The organism is Streptomyces sp. LS1784 (assembly GCF_020103755.1).
GTDB lineage: Bacteria > Actinomycetota > Actinomycetes > Streptomycetales > Streptomycetaceae > Kitasatospora.
The window spans coordinates 1-15,067 of sequence record NZ_JAHSQD010000036.1 but is presented as its reverse complement, the minus strand read 5'-3'; the positions used below and the strand labels follow the sequence as shown (position 1 = coordinate 15,067).

14 protein-coding genes are annotated in these 15,067 nt (G+C 72.2%); 2 read left to right on the top strand and 12 right to left on the bottom strand.

Annotated features, from left to right (window positions below):
- Nucleotides 1-30 precede the first annotated feature (30 nt).
- The 7 genes from KS423_RS07420 to KS423_RS07390 all read right to left on the bottom strand — a co-directional run bounded on the left by KS423_RS07420 (nt 31) and on the right by KS423_RS07390 (nt 6,635).
- Nucleotides 31-702 (bottom strand): O-methyltransferase, encoded by a 672-nt coding sequence (locus KS423_RS07420; RefSeq protein ID WP_224276369.1) that lies wholly within the window; start codon nt 700-702, stop codon nt 31-33.
- A gap of 114 nt (nt 703-816) precedes the next feature.
- Entirely contained in the window at nt 817-1,482 is a 666-nt protein-coding gene (locus KS423_RS07415) for a DedA family protein (RefSeq protein ID WP_224276367.1), read from the bottom strand.
- A 398-nt stretch (nt 1,483-1,880) separates the two neighbouring features.
- Nucleotides 1,881-3,212 carry a Dyp-type peroxidase gene (locus tag KS423_RS07410; RefSeq protein WP_224276365.1) on the bottom strand — a complete coding sequence of 444 codons (1,332 nt, stop codon included), beginning with the start codon at nt 3,210-3,212 and terminating at the stop codon, nt 1,881-1,883.
- Between the two features lie 41 nt (nt 3,213-3,253).
- Nucleotides 3,254-4,267 (bottom strand): hypothetical protein, encoded by a 1,014-nt coding sequence (locus tag KS423_RS07405; RefSeq protein ID WP_224276363.1) that lies wholly within the window; start codon nt 4,265-4,267, stop codon nt 3,254-3,256.
- A 63-nt stretch (nt 4,268-4,330) separates the two neighbouring features.
- Nucleotides 4,331-4,864 (bottom strand): hypothetical protein, encoded by a 534-nt coding sequence (locus KS423_RS07400; RefSeq protein WP_224276361.1) that lies wholly within the window; start codon nt 4,862-4,864, stop codon nt 4,331-4,333.
- Nucleotides 4,865-5,079: 215 nt separating this feature from the next.
- Complete coding sequence (locus KS423_RS07395) at nt 5,080-5,601, bottom strand: hypothetical protein (RefSeq protein ID WP_224276359.1); 522 nt, start codon at nt 5,599-5,601, stop codon at nt 5,080-5,082.
- A 194-nt stretch (nt 5,602-5,795) separates the two neighbouring features.
- Nucleotides 5,796-6,635, bottom strand: coding sequence for a class I SAM-dependent methyltransferase (locus KS423_RS07390; protein WP_224276357.1), 840 nt, complete (start codon nt 6,633-6,635; stop codon nt 5,796-5,798).
- A 287-nt stretch (nt 6,636-6,922) separates the two neighbouring features.
- Between KS423_RS07390 and gcvH the strand changes: the two genes are divergently transcribed.
- The gene (gene gcvH / locus KS423_RS07385) at nt 6,923-7,303 is read left to right on the top strand and encodes a glycine cleavage system protein GcvH (RefSeq protein WP_224276355.1); all 381 of its coding nucleotides are present in this window, start codon (nt 6,923-6,925) and stop codon (nt 7,301-7,303) included.
- A gap of 70 nt (nt 7,304-7,373) precedes the next feature.
- On the opposite strand, the gene KS423_RS07380 is transcribed toward gcvH, so the two are convergent.
- The 3 genes from KS423_RS07380 to KS423_RS07370 are packed head-to-tail and all read right to left on the bottom strand — an operon-like array spanning nt 7,374 to nt 11,557.
- On the bottom strand, nt 7,374-8,168 hold the full coding sequence (locus tag KS423_RS07380; RefSeq protein ID WP_224276399.1) for a spermidine synthase: 795 nt from the start codon (nt 8,166-8,168) through the stop codon (nt 7,374-7,376).
- A 53-nt stretch (nt 8,169-8,221) separates the two neighbouring features.
- A complete protein-coding gene (locus tag KS423_RS07375) occupies nt 8,222-9,223 on the bottom strand; it encodes an alpha/beta hydrolase (RefSeq protein ID WP_224276353.1) in 1,002 nt (333 codons plus the stop codon).
- Nucleotides 9,224-9,241: 18 nt separating this feature from the next.
- Nucleotides 9,242-11,557 carry a tetratricopeptide repeat protein gene (locus KS423_RS07370; protein WP_224276351.1) on the bottom strand — a complete coding sequence of 772 codons (2,316 nt, stop codon included), beginning with the start codon at nt 11,555-11,557 and terminating at the stop codon, nt 9,242-9,244.
- Between the two features lie 109 nt (nt 11,558-11,666).
- On the opposite strand from KS423_RS07370, the gene KS423_RS07365 reads away from it, so the two are divergent.
- Nucleotides 11,667-13,070, top strand: coding sequence for a selenium-binding family protein (locus tag KS423_RS07365; RefSeq protein ID WP_224276349.1), 1,404 nt, complete (start codon nt 11,667-11,669; stop codon nt 13,068-13,070).
- A gap of 52 nt (nt 13,071-13,122) precedes the next feature.
- Here the strand turns inward: KS423_RS07365 and KS423_RS07360 are convergent, their stop codons facing one another.
- Both KS423_RS07360 and KS423_RS07355 read right to left on the bottom strand, forming a co-directional pair.
- Entirely contained in the window at nt 13,123-14,391 is a 1,269-nt protein-coding gene (locus KS423_RS07360; RefSeq protein ID WP_224276347.1) for a globin domain-containing protein, read from the bottom strand.
- A gap of 197 nt (nt 14,392-14,588) precedes the next feature.
- On the bottom strand, nt 14,589-15,017 hold the full coding sequence (locus KS423_RS07355; RefSeq protein ID WP_224276397.1) for a DUF6114 domain-containing protein: 429 nt from the start codon (nt 15,015-15,017) through the stop codon (nt 14,589-14,591).
- Nucleotides 15,018-15,067: the final 50 nt, after the last annotated feature.

The window sequence follows — 15,067 nt, the reverse complement described above, 5'->3', positions numbered from 1 at the left end:
CTGTCGCGACGTTCCGGCGAGTCCCGTGGTTCAGCCCTGGACGCGGGCCAGGGTGAAGCCGTCGTAGCCCTTGCTGCCGACCGTCTGCACCGACGTCGCGGTGACCCTCGGCTCGGCCGCGATCAGCTCGTGCAGCGCCCGGGTGGCGACCACCGCCGGGTCGGTGCTGACCGCGTCCGCGACCGCGCCGCCGCGCACGACGTTGTCGACGATGATCAATGAGCCGGGCCGGGTCAGCTGGAGCGCCCGGCGGAAGTACTCCGGGTTGCTCGGCTTGTCGGCGTCGATGAAGACCAGGTCGAAGGGCTCCACGCCCTGCTCCACCAGCTCGGCCAGCGAGTCGGCGGCCCGGCCGACCCGTACCTCGGCGACCCCGGCCAGCCCGGCGGCCGCCAGGTTGCCCCGGGCGACCTCGGCGTGCCGGGGGTCCAGCTCCAGGGTGAGCAGGGTGCCGTCCGCCGGCAGCGCCCGGGCCAGCCAGATCGCGCTGTAGCCGCCGAGCGTGCCGACCTCCAGGATCCGCTTCGCGCCCTGGGTCAGCGCCAGCAGGTGCAGCAGCTTGCCCTGGTTGGGGGCCACCGCGATCTTCGGCAGCCCGGCCGCGTCGGCGGCGGCCGTGGCGGCCTCCAGCACAGGGTCCGGCCCGACCAGCTGCTCGGAGAAGTACGCGTCCACGGCATCCCAGGTCGGCTGCAAAGACATCGGGCCCTCCGGAGTGCAAGATCGGCAGGTACCCGGCCGATGCTACTCCGAGGGCCCGAGGGCACCACGACGGTCACCGTGGACGACCGATCGGGGGACCGGTCGGTCGAGCGGTCAGTCGGTGACCGGCTCCTTGGCAGCGGCGGCGGCCTTGGCCGCCTCCTCCGCCTCGATCTTGGCGTGCGTCTTGGCGGCACGGCGCTTCATGATCCAGGCCGAGAGCAGGCCGATCACCAGGGCCGCGCCCAGGCCCGCCCAGGAGAACCGGGCCAGCCAGGGTTCGATGCTCTTGCCGACCTTGTAGACCAGCATCGTCGTACCACCGGCCCAGACGATGCCGCCCAGCACGTTCGCGATCAGGAACTTCCAGTACGGCATCTTCAGCGCGCCGGCCAGCGGACCGGCGAAGATGCGCAGCAGGGCGATGAACCGGCCGAAGAAGACCGCCCACATGCCCCACTTGTGGAACGAGCGCTCGGCGGTGGCCAGGTGCGAGGGCCCGAAGTGCTTGGGGAACTTGCGTCCCAGCTTCTCGAAGAGCGGCTTGCCCCCCTTGCGCCCGATCGAGTACCCGATCGAGTCGCCGATGATCGCGCCGGCGATCGCGAAGGCCGCGACGCCCCACGGGCTCACCACACCCTTGACCGCCATCAGGGACGCCGTGACCAGGGCGATCTCGCCGGGCAAGGGAATGCCCAGCGATTCCAGCCCGATGATCAGACCGATCACGGCATACACCGCCGTGGGCGGAATCCCCTCGATCCAGGCATCGATGTGCAAGGCCAGTCCCTCCGTGGCAGGACGGGACCGGCCACGCTCCCCCTGGAGCCGCGTGCCGGTCCCGGCAGTTCGTCCGATGGCGGCACCCAAGCCGCTCCCCCAGAGCGAGCCTAACGTGCCGGGTGGCCTGTCCCCCCGGCCGATCACCGGTGGTTACGACGTACGCCCCCTCACCATGGTTCCAGGTTGACCAGCGTTTCTCCAAGATTCGGCAAAGCGCGGTACGACCACCGCCTCGACCGCTTCGACCAGGGCGCCGGGTTCCGGCCGCGCCTCGGACGGCGCGATCCCAGGCGTGGGGCTTTTCGGTGGCCCCGGCCTCCGGACCGCTGTCGAACCCGCCCCCCCGGGGCCGTGGAAAGCCTCGGGGCGGTGCCGGGGTGTGCCTCGTCACACGGTCAGTCCCGCAGGTCACCGAGCCAGCGCAGGGCGCGCAGACCCGGCAGGAAGCAGTACTCGCCGCCACGGGTGACGACGAACCGCGGCAGCGGGGGCAGGCGCCGGCGCACCGGCCGCCGGGGAACGGTGAAGCCGTCGCTGCCGTCGTGGGACCCGACGACGGGGTCCTTGGCACCGGCTGAGCCGAAGAACACGCTGTCGTTCATCCACTGGGACTGGACGAACTCGAACTGCCGCCCCAGGTGGGCTCCGATGAACGCGAACATCAGGCCCCGGTCCGCCCCGTCGTCCTCCAGCACGTCCGCGGGCAGCGGAGGGCCGTAGACGGCGCCGCGTCTGATCATGCGGTGCAGGCGCACCTCGCCCGCCACCGGGGCGTCCCGGGGGTTGGCCCGGCGGATGTGACAACCGCCAGGGGTGATGAACCCCACCGGATCCTCCCGTGCGTACAGGAAGGTGTTGCGCCGGCCGGGGTCCGCGCCGAGGGCGGGGTCGTCGTGCTGCGGGCTGAGTGCCAGCGGAGCTCCGCTGCGCCAGCGGCCCATGATCTTGGCTGCCAGCAGTTCCTCGTCCTCGGGACCGGTGGCGGCCCGGCGCAGGTAGCGGCGGAACGCCGCGACGTCCTGGTGGAGTTTGCGGAAGACCGCGTAGCTGCCGTTGCGTCCCAGCGCCTCCGGCTGCGGGGTCCGGGTGCCGCCGATCTCGTCCTGGTAGCCGAGCACGAACTCGCCGGCCTTCAGCGGCGCCTCCGACCGGTTCGACCCGGCGATGCCGCTGCCTTCGATGGCCGGGTGGCTGACGCCGTCGCGGTATCCGAAGTGCTCGGTCTCGGTGGGCAGCGCGTAGCAGTCCTGTCGCCAGACCTCGGTCACCCCGGCGAGCCGGTCGTAGGCGAGGCGGGCCCGGCCGAGGGCCGCCTCCAGCTGCTCGGGGTCGGGTGCGACCGCGGTGAGCACCACATGGACATCCGGGGTTCCCAGTGGCACCTCCCAGTGCTCGGGGCTGCTCTCGCCGTCATCGCCCAGTGCTCCGGCACGGGCGGCCATTCCCTGCCGGAACTCCCACGCGAACGTCTCCAGCGACGAGCGCGGCACGCCGAGGGCCTCCAGCCCGTGACGGGTGACCGCGACGCTCACCCACGTCTCCCCCAGGGGGCTGACCGAGTCGGCGGCCGAGGTCACCGTCGCGCTCGCGCGCCGCATCAGCTCCCGCCCGTGCGTCCGGTCGTCGATGCGGAACACCAGATAGGTCGCCGCATACGGGGTCGGCCGGGGGCTGAGCACTCCACGCTGGATGTCGTCGAGCTCCAGTGCGGCTCGCGGTTCGTTCACGGGAGCCACCTCCTCGCCGCCCGCTGCAGTGGCCTGCGGCGCTACTTGGTGACGAGGTTCCGCCAGAAGTTGCGCAGGCTCTCGTCGCCGCCGAACAAGGAACTGAAGATCGTGGAGTCGGCGAGCAGGATGTCGCCGGCCCGCTCACCTACGGGGGGCATCCACAGGAACATGTTGAACGTGAGGTTGCCGGCTTCGGTGAACGGATGCGGCCTGGAGGTGTCGATCGGCTGCCTGGCCAGGACGTGAACGACGTCCGGCTCGTCCGTCGTCACGGCGTAGTGCGGCAGGTGCTGGTGGAAGTTGAAGTTGGTCACTCCTTCCAGCCATCCCTTGGGGTCCAGGTCTCTGGACGCGGAGAACGGGGCGATCCTGTTCTGCTCCCGCACGGCGGGCCGCAGCCCGTAGCGGTTCTCCACCGGCACGCCGAGTCCGTGCATCGCACCCCGGAGGTATCCGGCGAAGCGCTGTTGCCGGGGCACCAGGGGATCGCCGTGGTGGTGGTACTCGATCTCCCGCACCGTCAGATCGTCCGATGCCCCCACGTCGTGGTGGGGCCCGAGGACCAGACAGGCGCCCTCCCGGCCGAGGAACGCCCGCAGCGCCTCGACCTCCCCGGGCTCCGCCTCCTGGCCGGTGACCACGTGGTCCAGCCCGAAGACGAACAGGGTGTCGGTGTCGGCCAGTACCCGCTCGTCGAGCGGGGTGTGGAACCCGGCCTGGTCGATGCGCTGGTACACGGGGACGGGATGTCCGGTGACTTCCTCGACGAACTGCTGGAACGGCACCCAGGCCCAGAAGAACAACTCCAGCGATCCCGCGATGCCCTGTTGGAACCGCAGCGGGTCGGACCACTTCGGGTCCTCGTAGGCGGGCCAGGCCACCCGCCGCACCTCGGTCATCGTGGAGAACCGGTTGTCCAGCTCGGCCGCGTTCCTTCCCGCCTCGGCCGGATAGCTCCACGAGACGTAGACACTCACCCGCCGCCGGCCGGGCGTGGCGGCGCGCGGAACGTGGTTCTGGTTGTAGGTGCGGGCGGTGGTGGCCTCGCTCATTGCGCCTCCCTCGGCAGTGGGCCGTCGACGCGTCGACTCGCGCGCAGGGCGGGCCGCGGGCTCTCACTGCAACTGGTCGAGCATCTCCGACAGGGCGTTCTTGATCCGTAGCGCCTTCTTGATCTCGTCGGCCGTGACGTAGGGGTACTCGCCGTACTCGATGAAGCTCGGGCAGTGGTGCGCACGCACGAACCTGACGAACGCCTCGGGGTTGGTCCTCCAGTCCTCGGGAAACCCTTCGAGGTTCTCGAAAGCCGTGCTCACCCCCGCCCTGCTGAACAGGGCGATGGCGTCCTCGGTGTACTTGTCGAAATCGGTGTCGAAGATCCCCTGGTACATGAACCGCGTGTCGTCGTCGAAGAGCACCCAGCGCAGGTAGTGCAGCTTCAGCGGCGCGAGAAGCTGTGGATCGTTCTCCAGCGCCTTGGCCAGGGCGTACCCGTACTCCCGCATGGCCTCGGCCCGGCCCGGCTTCACCCTCGCGACGATCGTGAAGCCGTAACACGCGGGCGTCTTCGGGAAGATCGGGCCGTACTTCCCCTGTTCGAGCTGATCGGTGTCCCTGGGGATGACAGCCGCCTGCGGCTTGATCTCCATGTCCGTTCCTCCCGCCGCCTACCGGCCGGGCCGAATCCCCTACATCGTCGCACGCGGCGCCGCCGGCCGCCTGCGAGCACCCGGCGCCGTGATCGGTGCCGAGCACGACGGGCCCCTGCCACCCGCCGGTGACAGGGGCGGGCATGGAGCCTCTGTCACCGGCCGGTCGGATCAGGAATCGGATGCTGCTTCGGGGATGACCACGTACTCGGCCGTCACGCCTGTCCCCGGCGGTTGAACTCGGCGGCCGTGGAGTCGCCGGGGAACCGGGTCAGGAAGTCCAGGACTCCCACCCAGGCGGGGCGCACCGCGATCCGCGCCATCCGCACGCCTGGACGGTCGACGGCCGCGACCTGGGCCGCACCCTGTTCATCACCGGCGTAGCGACGCATGGTCAGCCGGTACTCCGGGACGATCCCGTCGACATCGGTCACCTGGGCACGACCACGGATCAGCAGTGCCTGCGGTGGGGTCCCCGCGGCGTCGATCGTGATCGCCACGTCGGGCTTGGCCCGCAGCGCCGCGATCTTCCGAGCGGGGAAGAACGTGGACAGCACCACATCGTGTCCTGTCCAGTGGAACAGCATCGGGAACACCCGTGCCTCGGCCTCGTCGTAGGAGCCCAGCATCCGGTAGCAGTACACCCGCAACTCCGGCCGATACCGCTCGGCAAGCCCGCCGAACGCCGCCCCGTCCGCTGCCCGCACAGCGGCGAACACCTCGCTGTCCACACTCACCAGTCCGTCCGACACCAAGCTCCCACGGCCCTGACAGTCACCGGCACCACTGGACACCGAAGCCGGCAACCACCCCCGGAGACGCACTCTTTCATGCCGCTGAGACGATCGTCGGCCGACAGCCCGCCTCCGGCGGCGGTGCGGCTCGTTGCCTCGCAGGATGTCGCCTCCGCCTTGCGGCCGTGGGAAGCCGTCTACGACTTCTCGGGCCGCTCGGCGAAGTCCAGGACGGTGACGGAGGGACGGCGGGTGGCCAGTGGCGGGGTGGTCAGTGCAAGTGGCAGCAGGGCGCCGACGAGCCCGCGTCCGCCGGTCGGCCGGACGTCCCGCACCGCCACCACCGCCGGACTGGCGGTGCGGAGCTTGTCCCGTTCATCCGCGTCCATCGCCCACGGCATCGGCGGCGCCTGGTAGCCGTGGGCACGCATCGTCCCTTTCAGGGTGAGTCGGCTGAACCAGCGCGGCACGGCGTCCAGCACGAGCGAGCCACCCGGGAACCGCTCCGCGCAGCCTGCGATCAGGGATCTCACCCGGGCCGGCGGAAGGTACATCAACAAGCCTTGAGCGGTGATCAGTACCTCACGGTTGCGGTCCACCTCGTCGGCCCACCCCAGTTCGGTGGCGTCGGCGGCCAGGTAGCGCCGGCGTGCGCCAGGCGGCAACAGTTCCTCCCGCAGCGCCACCGCGTCAGGCAGGTCCACGCTCAGCCAGTGGGCCCGCCCGTTGTCGACCCGCCAGTACTGGGTCTCCAGGCCCTCCCCCAGGCAGACCACGGTGCCGCGCGGCTCCCGAGCGAGGAAGTCGGCCACCTCGCGATCGAAGCAGGCCGCGCGCAGGGCCTGGAGCTGGGCCTGGGTGGCGCTGGTGCCGAACCGCTCCGCGAACGGGTAGTCGATCCGGTCCACCAGCTCGACCGCCTTCGGGTCCGGCAGCACGGTGTCCGGCCGCCGCGCCTCCAGCGCCCGGTGCCACAGCGTCCACAGCGCCGTCTCCGGCACCTGTCCCAGCTCCGGTCGTTCCCCGCCGCCACTCATCGCTCGCTCCTTCGGACGTGGTCCCGTCGCGTTCCCGTCGTGGGCATGAACCCGCCGATTCTGACACCCCGTCCGCCCCTCCCGTTCCGCCGACGCGCCGCCATCCGGCTCGGGCCGCGGCTTGGATGAAAATCGGTCAAGCTCACTGGACTGCGATCACCATTTGGGGCGGCTTGTACCGATTTTTCCGGATGATGCCCTGATCGGGCAGGGGATGTAGCAGACTGCCGTGGTGATCGACTGCAACGAGTGGTCGACGGTGCGTGAACACCCGGATGGAGAACGGCATGTCCAATATCCCGACGGACCTCAAGTACACCGATGAGCACGAGTGGATCCGGGCGGAGGCCGACGGCACACTGACGATCGGCCTCACCGACCACGCCCAATCGTCCCTCGGCGACATCGTCTTCCTGGAGCTGCCCAAGGTCGGTTCGCAGGTCAGGGTCGGGGATCCGGTGGGCGTCGTGGAGTCCGTCAAGGCCGCGTCCGACATCTTCACCCCGGTCACCGGCGAGGTCGTCGCCATCAACGCGGACGCGGTGGACGCCCCCGAGGACGTGAATGACGACGCTTACGGGGCCTGGCTCTTCACGATCAAGCTTGCCCCGGGCGCATCCACCGACGGCCTCCTCGACGCCGCCGCGTACAGGAAGCTGGTCGGCTGACGTCCGGGTGTGGCGCTGATCGCCCACCCCAGGAAGCACGCGGGGCCGGCCCGCCCGCCGGTACGGGGCCTCACCCGATGCTGAAGGCGCCGTCCGGCGGGGGCGGGGAATCGGTGGCCTCCGCGTCGGTGACCGGGGCGGTCCGGCCGACCAGTGCCGCCAGGTCCTCCCCCTCGGTGAGCCGGGCCGGGAAGATGTCGCCCGCGAGCAGCCGGGTCAGCTCGGCCACCGGCAGCGGCGCCGTCGACCCCGCCAGCAGGATGTTGCCGTACCGGCGGCCGCGCAGCACCGGCGCCTCCGCCACCAGGCAGACGTACGGGAACACCGCCCGCACCGTCGCCGCCTGCGCCTTGGCGAAGGCCAGCGGCGGGCCGTCCGCCAGGTTCGCCGCGTAGCAGCCGCCGGGGCGCAGCGCGGCCGCTGCCAGCCGCAGGAACTCCACCGAGGTGAGGTGGGCTGGGGTGCGCGAGCCGTGGAAGACGTCGGCGATCACCAGGTCCTGCGAGCCGGGCGGGGTCTCGGCGAGGGCCGCCCGGGCGTCGCCGACGGTCGCGGTGATGTCCGCGCCGGGGCCCTGCCAGGGCAGCTCCTCGGCGACCAGCTCCAACAGCGGCCCGTCGACCTCCACCACCCGCTGCCGCGAACCGGGCCGGGTCGCGGCCAGGTAGCGGGGCAGGGTGAGCGCGCCGCCGCCCAGGTGCAACACGTCCAGCGGCCGCCCGGCGGGGGTGAGGGCGTCGGCGAGGTGGCCGAGGCGCCGGGTGTACTCGAACTCCAGGTGGGTCGGGTCGGCGAGGTCGACGTACGACTGCGGGGTGCCGTCCAGGGTGAGAAGCCAGCCGCCGTCCCGGTCGAGGTCGGGCATGAGCTTGGCGAAGCCCAGGTCGGTCCGCCGCCCGACCGGCACCGGCTCGTCGGTCACGCGTTCTCCCCGGCGGGCTGCGCGGCCACGGGCCGTGCGTCCGCCGGACGCACGTCGAGGTGGGCCGCCAGCCAGTGGTCCAGTTCGGCGAACACCTCGGTGCGGGCGGCCTCACCGGACAGCACCAGGTCGTGCATGCCGCCCGTGATCCGCACGACGGTGACGTGCCGGCCCAGCTGCGGCCCCTGGGCGGCGATGTCGTCGGCGCGCAGCACGGCGTCGGCGTGGTGCAGCGCGTTGTGCCACTTGGTGGTGGAGACGGACCGGGTCGAGGCCATCAGCAGCACCGGCACGTCGATCCCCAGCCCGTGGCGCAGCCGCCGGTGGCCCTGGTGGATCGCCGCCAGCCACCCCGCGTACAGCGGGAAGCCCTCGGCGGGCTTGAGGGTGAGGTCGAAGTCCCACTCGCCCTTGTGGTCCTTGTGCAGGCTGTGGGTGTAGTGCGGGTTGAGCGAGGACGGCAGGATGCGGGTCGGCGCCAGCCGCCCGATCGCCGTCACGGCCGGCCCGCCGACCGTACGGACCGCCTGCCCGGCCGGCATCGACAGGAACGGACTGTTCAGGAACAGCCCGTCCACCACCCCGCGACCGGTCCGCCGCCCCGCCCACAGCGCCCCGACCAGCCCGCCGGTCGAGTGTCCGTTGAGCAGCAGCTTTCGGTGTCCGTCCAGCTCGCGGATGATCCGGACCGCCTCGTCGATCTCCTCGTCGTACTCGGCGAGGTCGCGGACGAAGTTCGGCGACTGGTGCGGGCGCAGGGAGCGCCCGTACTTGCGCAGGTCCAGCGCGTAGAAGGAGAACCCGAGCGCGGTGTAGTGGTCGGCGAGGTTGGTCTGGAAGAAGTAGTCGTTGTACCCGTGGATGTACAGCACGGCCCGCTCCGCCCCGGGCACCAGCCGACGGACGAGCGTCGCGCACACCGCCCCCTCGGCATCGGGCCGCAGCATCAGCTCCGCCGCCTCGTAGGGGGCACCCAGGATGTCTTCACCAAACTCCATGGGGCTGACTGTACTGGCTCAGCCCTGCTCGTCCCCGGCATCGCCGACCTGCTGGGATGTGATGATCGCAATGCTTTCGGAGAGTGCGTCGTCGGCCTCGGCGAAGGCACGCTCCGCCTGCTGTCGGGCCTCCTCGGCGTCCGCGTGCCGGCCGAGGTCGGTGAACACGGCTCGGAGCGCGGTCCAGGTGCTGCCCTCGCCGGTGCGGTCACCGAGTTCCTGACAGATGGCCAGGGACCGCCGGTGTGCCGCCAGGGCTTCGTCGGTCCTCCCGGTGCGCCGGAGGGCGATGCCGAGGTTGCGCAGGCTCAGGCTCTCGCTCCGGCGGTCACCGGTCTCCCGCAGCAGGCGGCCGGCCCGTTCGTGGGCCTCCACCGCTTCGCCGGCCCGGCCCGCCCGCATGAGGGTGACGCCGAGGTCGCCCAGCACCACCGCTTCGCTGTGCCGGTCGCCGGTGCCCTGCCAAGCGGCCTGCGCCTGGCGATGGGCCTCGATCGCCTCCTCGTAGCGGCGCTGGTTGCTGAGGATCTGGGCGGCGAGGTCCCAGGACGTTCCCTCGCCGCGCCGGTCCCCCAGCTCCCGGAACACCGTGATCGTCTGCCGGAACGTCTCGTGGGCCTCCTCCGCCCGCCCCGCCTCGAACAGCAGGGCACCGAGGTGGGTGGACAGCTGGGCCTCCCGCCGTCGGTCGCCGAGGTCGTGCACGAGGGCGAGGGCGTGCCGGACCGCCTCGATGGCCTGCTGGGGCTGGTGCAGACTCGCCAGGATCTCGGCGAGGTTCGCGTAGGTGGCGACCTCCCCCGGCCGGTCGCCGAGCTCACGGAAGATCACGCCGGCGGTGCCGAGGGCCGCCATCGCCTCCTTGAACCGGCGGGCGTGGCTGTGCGCGTAGGCGAGGTTGTGCCACGCCACCGCCTCCTCGTACCTGATCCCGAGGGCGAGGGCGGACGCGAGCGCCACCTCCGTCACCGCGAGGGCGTCGTCGTTCCGGGACCGCCGGACCAGGTGGGCGACCAGCGACGCGGACAGACTCACGGCCACCACGGGAAGGCTCGCCTCCGCTGCCACGCGCACGGCCGCGACCAGGGTGGCCCGCTCGTGCTCCAGCCAGGCCAGGGCTTCGGTCTGGTCACGGAAGCGGCCGGGGCCCGGGCTTCCGGGGAGTGCCTTGAGGTCCGCGTCGGCGGCCTCGGCCGTCACCGCGTAGTACACGAGCAGGCGTCGCAGGGCGTCCTCGCCGGCTGCCGGGTGCCGATCGGCCTGTTCCAGGGCGTAGTCGCGCACCAGGTCGTGCAGGTACCAGCGGCCGCCGTCCGCCGCCTGTTCGACCAGGGCACAGCCGGCGAGCCGAGCGAGCCGGGAGCGGACCTCACGCACCTTCGAGCCGGCCAGCGCGGCGGCGGCCTCGGTCGAGATGTCGGCGCCGGGGTTGAGGGCCAGGAGCCGGAAGAGCTCCGCCTGCGGCTCGGTGAGCCGCCGGTGCGAGCGGTCGAGCACGATCCGGATGCCGTCCTCGCCGTCGTCCAGGAGGTCGAGCCGGGCGGCGCGGTCGGCGAGGTCCGCGGCGAGCTCGTCCGGACGCAGGTGCGGGTCGAGGACGAGCTGGGCCGCGGCGAGCCGCAGGGCGAGCGGGAGGTGGCTGCACAGCTCCGCCATCCGCTGAGCGGACGCCGGGTCGGCCGTGATGCGGTCGTCGTCCGCGCGGGCGGCTCGGACGGCGGTGTCGAGGAGGGCCACGGCCGCCTCGGGGCCGAGGACGCCGAGGCGGTGGAGGCGGGCGCCGAGGCTGGGGAGGGTTTCGCGGGAGGTGACCAGGAGGCGGTGGCGGGCGGACGGGGGCTGGAGGAGGCGGACCTGCTCGGCGCCGGAGACGTTGTCGGCGACGACCAGGATGCCTTCGTCGTACTGGTCCAGTCGGGCGCGGTAGAGGGTGGCCCGATTCGAAGGGTCCGGGGGGATGTGTTCGGCGGGGACGCCGAGGGCGCGCAGGAGAGTGTCGAGGGCCTGCCCGGCCTCCAGCGGCGTCTCGTCGTAGCCGCGGAGGTCGACGAACAGGGCCGCGGAGAAGTGGGCGGCGCCGAGCAGCGCGTGGCCGACGGCGACCGCCAGCGTCGTCTTGCCGATGCCGCCGAGGCCGGTGACCGCCACCGTTGACGGGCCGTCCGAGGTCAGCAGGGACCGGAGCTCGGCGAGGTCCCGGTCGCGGCCGGTGAAGGCGGAGGTGAGCGGCGGGAGGCCTGCGGTCGTGGGAGGCCGGGCGATGACCGTCACGTGCGCCGTGTCCGCCTGGACGACCGGGCCGTGGAAGTTCCCCCCGCGAATGCTGTTGTGCACCGGGTCAGGGTAGCCGCCCGCGCCTCCCGACCGCTTCTCGTGCGCCTGCTGTGCGCCGGTGGTCGTGTGGAACGCTTTCCGGACGGACAAGGCGAGTTGGGGAGTTTGCATGCAACACGGGCACACCGATCCGTCGCTCTACCGTTCGGCCGCCGAGGCGATCGCCGCTCCGCCGGAGAAGCTGGCGTACGTGGCCGGGTTCGACCGCTCGGGCCGGCGGCCGGACGCGTTGCTGAGCGTCGACACCGATCCGGACTCGGCGAGCTACGGGAAGGTCCTGAACTTCGCCGAACTGCCCACGCTCGGAGACGAGTTGCACCACTTCGGCTGGAACGCCTGCTCCAGCGCCCTCGCCCACGCCTGCCACCGGGACCCGGAGCGGCGCTACCTGCTGCTCCCCGGGCTGCGCTCCTCCCGGCTGCACGTGCTGGACACCCACCCCGACCCGGTCCGCCCGCACCTGGTCAAGACGATCGAGGCCGAGGAGCTCGCCGCCAAGGCGGGCTACTCGCGCCCGCACACCCTGCACTGCGGCCCCGACGGCGTCTTCCTCTCCTGCCTGGGCAGCGGCGAGGGCAACGACGGCCCGGGCGGGGTGGCGCTGCTCGACCACACCACCTTCGAGGTGCTGCGCGCCTGGGAGACCGAGCGCGGCCCGCAGCACTTCGCGTACGACGTCTGGTGGCACCTGGGCACCAACGTGGGCATCACCAGCGAGTGGGGCAGCCCGTCGATGGTGGAGGACGGCGTGGTGCCGGACCTCCTGCTCGGGCGCAAGTACGGTCACGCACTGCACTTCTGGGAGCTGGACTCCGGCCGCCACCTCCAGCGGGTGGACCTCGGCGACCAGTACCAGATGGTGCTGGAGCTGCGCCCGGCGCACGACCCGCAGGCGGAGTGGGGGTTCGCCGGGGTGGTCACCAACGTCGAGGACCTGTCCTCCTCGGTCTGGCTCTGGTACCGGGAGGGGCCGGCGTTCACCGCGCGCAAGGTGATCGAGATCCCCGCCGAGCCGGCCAAGGCCGAGGACCTGCCGCCCGCGCTGCAGCCGTTCGGGGCGGTGCCGCCGCTGGTCACCGACATCAACCTGTCGGTGGACGACCGCTGGCTGTACGTGTCCGCCTGGGGCACCGGCGAGCTGTTCCAGTACGACGTCTCGGACCCGTTCCACCCCCGCCTGGCCGGCTCCGTGCGGCTCGGCGGGATCGCCGCCCGCACCCCGCACCCGGCCGAGCCCGGCCGTCCGCTGAGCGGGGCGCCGCAGATGGTGGAGATCAGCCGGGACGGCCGGCGGATCTACCTCACCAACTCGCTCTACGGCGCCTGGGACGACCAGTTCTACCCGGACGGCATCGAGCCCTGGATGGTCAAGCTGGACGCCGACCCGGACGCCGGCGGGCTGAGCATCGACGAGCGCTTCTTCCCGCACGGCGCCGACTTCCGGGGCCTGCGCGTCCACCAGACCCACCTGGCGGGCGGCGACGCCTCCTCCGACTCCTACTGCTTCCGCTGAACCGACGACCCCTGAACGGACGACCGCTGAACCGACGACCGTCCTGCCGGCATCACCGGAAGAGCGCCTGGTCGAACCGCACCTGAGCCGACGGCAGCCCGGCCGTCGCCAGCCGGGTGCGGACGGAGCCGACCATGCCGACCGGCCCGGTGACACAGGCCAGGTGCTCGCGCCAGTCTCCGGCCGTCGCGACGGTGTCGGAGAGCTCGCCGACGGTGACCGGGGTGACGGTCAACCACGGCTTGTGCAGGCCGAGTTCGGACAGCGCCTGCCAGTCGTAGAGGTCGGCGCGGTCCCGGGCGCCGACGAACAGGTGGACCCGGCGGCCGGTCGGCCGGTGGGCGGCCTGCTGCTCGACGATCGCCTTCATCGGGGCGAGGCCGGTGCCTCCCGCGACCAGCAGCAGGTCGCGGGCGTCGCCGTCGGGCAGCAGGCTGCCGCGCGGCGGGCCGAGGCGCAGCCGGTCGCCGACGGCGGTGTGCTCGACCAGGGCGGCGCTGACCCCGCCGGCGCCGGTGCGGCGGACGTGGAACTCCAGCTCGTTGTCGGCGCGCGGGGCACAGCCCATCGAGTACTGCCGCCACGTGTGCGGCAGCGCCGGGTGCTCGACGGTGCCGTACTGCCCGGCCTGGTACGGGTACGGCTCGCCGGTGCGCACCCGCAGCACGGCGAGGTCGGGGCGGCGGCGCTCGTGGCCGGTCACCACGGCGTGCCAGTACGGGGGCTCGGTGAGCGCGGAGTCGGCGCCGGCCACCATCGAGCCGACGGCGAAGCGAAGCATCCGCACCCAGGCGCCCTCCAGCTCCTCGGTCCAGTGTTCGCCGGCCCGGTGCCGGACGGCCGCGCACAGGGCTTCCTCGAAGGCCTCGTAGTGCACCGGCCGGACGCCCAGTTTCCGGTGGTCGCGGCCGAGCTGGCGGAGGGTCTGCGCCAGCTCGTCCGGGCGGTCGAGGTGGTCGATCAGGTGGTGGAAGATCCGCTCCAGGTGGAGCTGCTGGAACTCCATCGAGCTGGGGAAGAGCGATCGCAGGAACGGGCGGCGACTGAACATCACCGCGTACAGGTGGTCGATCAGTTCCGCGAGCGGGGAGATCAGGTCGAGGTCGCGCCGGATCAGGTGCTGGTCGGCGGCGCCGTCGTAGCCGCCGTCCTCGCCGTACGCGCCGTACCCGAAGTCGCCGCCGGCCGAGGAGGACGGGGCGAGGAGCTGGCGGCGCAGGCGCATGGCGTGGTGACGGGCGATGAGACGGTCGTACTCGGCGGTGGCGGTGCCGTTGGCAAGGTGCGTGCTGCTGCTGTTGTCCATGTCCTGCCCAGTCAACTGCCGGAGCGCCGAACGCGAGAAGGGCCGATCGCCCCGGACGGACCCGGGACCTTCGACCCCTTGCGGTGGTGCGTGCGGACCGGAATGGTTTTCGGCCACCGTGGACGGCTACGGTGCAGGGTGCCCCGCGCGCTACGGTGCAGGGTGCCCCGCGCCCCGGTGCTCTCCCACCACCGGGACCCGGGGCACCGCCGTCAGGCTCCCGCCCGGCGCGTCTCCCGGCGTTCCAGCCGCCGCTGCCGGCCCTGGCGCAGCGGCTGGTCGGGCAGCCACCCGAAGGTGAGACAGGCGCCGACCACTCCGAGCAGCATCCCGACCAGGAAGCCGCCCAGGTTGGAGGTGACCCAGCTGGCCAGCGAGGCCAGCACGGCGAGGATGGAGTAGAACAGCCGCTGCGCCGGGTTGAACAGGATCAGCAGGCCGCACAGCATCATCACCGCCGGCACCAGGTACCCGGCCAGCCCCTGCATCCCGATGTGCAGGATGACGGGCAGCGGGGCCTTCAGGGTGAACAGGATCTCGGCGCCACCGAGCGTCACCAGCAGCCCGCCCCAGAACGGTCGCTTGCCCCGCCAGTCGCGCTTGACCGGGCGTGCGGCGGGCTCGGCCGCAGGGGCCGCCACGGCCTGGGCGGGCGCGGCCGCCGTCCCCTCGGCGACCACCCCCTCCGCCC

Bases quoted from the DNA above. Each gene is read 5' to 3' on its own strand.
- KS423_RS07375 (WP_224276353.1), bottom strand. From the start codon at position 9,223: ATGGAGTTTGGTGAAGACATCCTGGGTGCCCCCTACGAGGCGGCGGAG.
- KS423_RS07390 (WP_224276357.1), bottom strand. From the start codon at position 6,635: ATGAGTGGCGGCGGGGAACGACCGGAGCTGGGACAGGTGCCGGAGACG.
- KS423_RS07380 (WP_224276399.1), bottom strand. From the start codon at position 8,168: ATGCCCGACCTCGACCGGGACGGCGGCTGGCTTCTCACCCTGGACGGC.
- KS423_RS07365 (WP_224276349.1), top strand. From the start codon at position 11,667: ATGCAACACGGGCACACCGATCCGTCGCTCTACCGTTCGGCCGCCGAG.
- KS423_RS07400 (WP_224276361.1), bottom strand. From the start codon at position 4,864: ATGGAGATCAAGCCGCAGGCGGCTGTCATCCCCAGGGACACCGATCAG.
- gcvH (WP_224276355.1), top strand. From the start codon at position 6,923: ATGTCCAATATCCCGACGGACCTCAAGTACACCGATGAGCACGAGTGG.
- KS423_RS07420 (WP_224276369.1), bottom strand. From the start codon at position 702: ATGTCTTTGCAGCCGACCTGGGATGCCGTGGACGCGTACTTCTCCGAG.
- KS423_RS07405 (WP_224276363.1), bottom strand. From the start codon at position 4,267: ATGAGCGAGGCCACCACCGCCCGCACCTACAACCAGAACCACGTTCCG.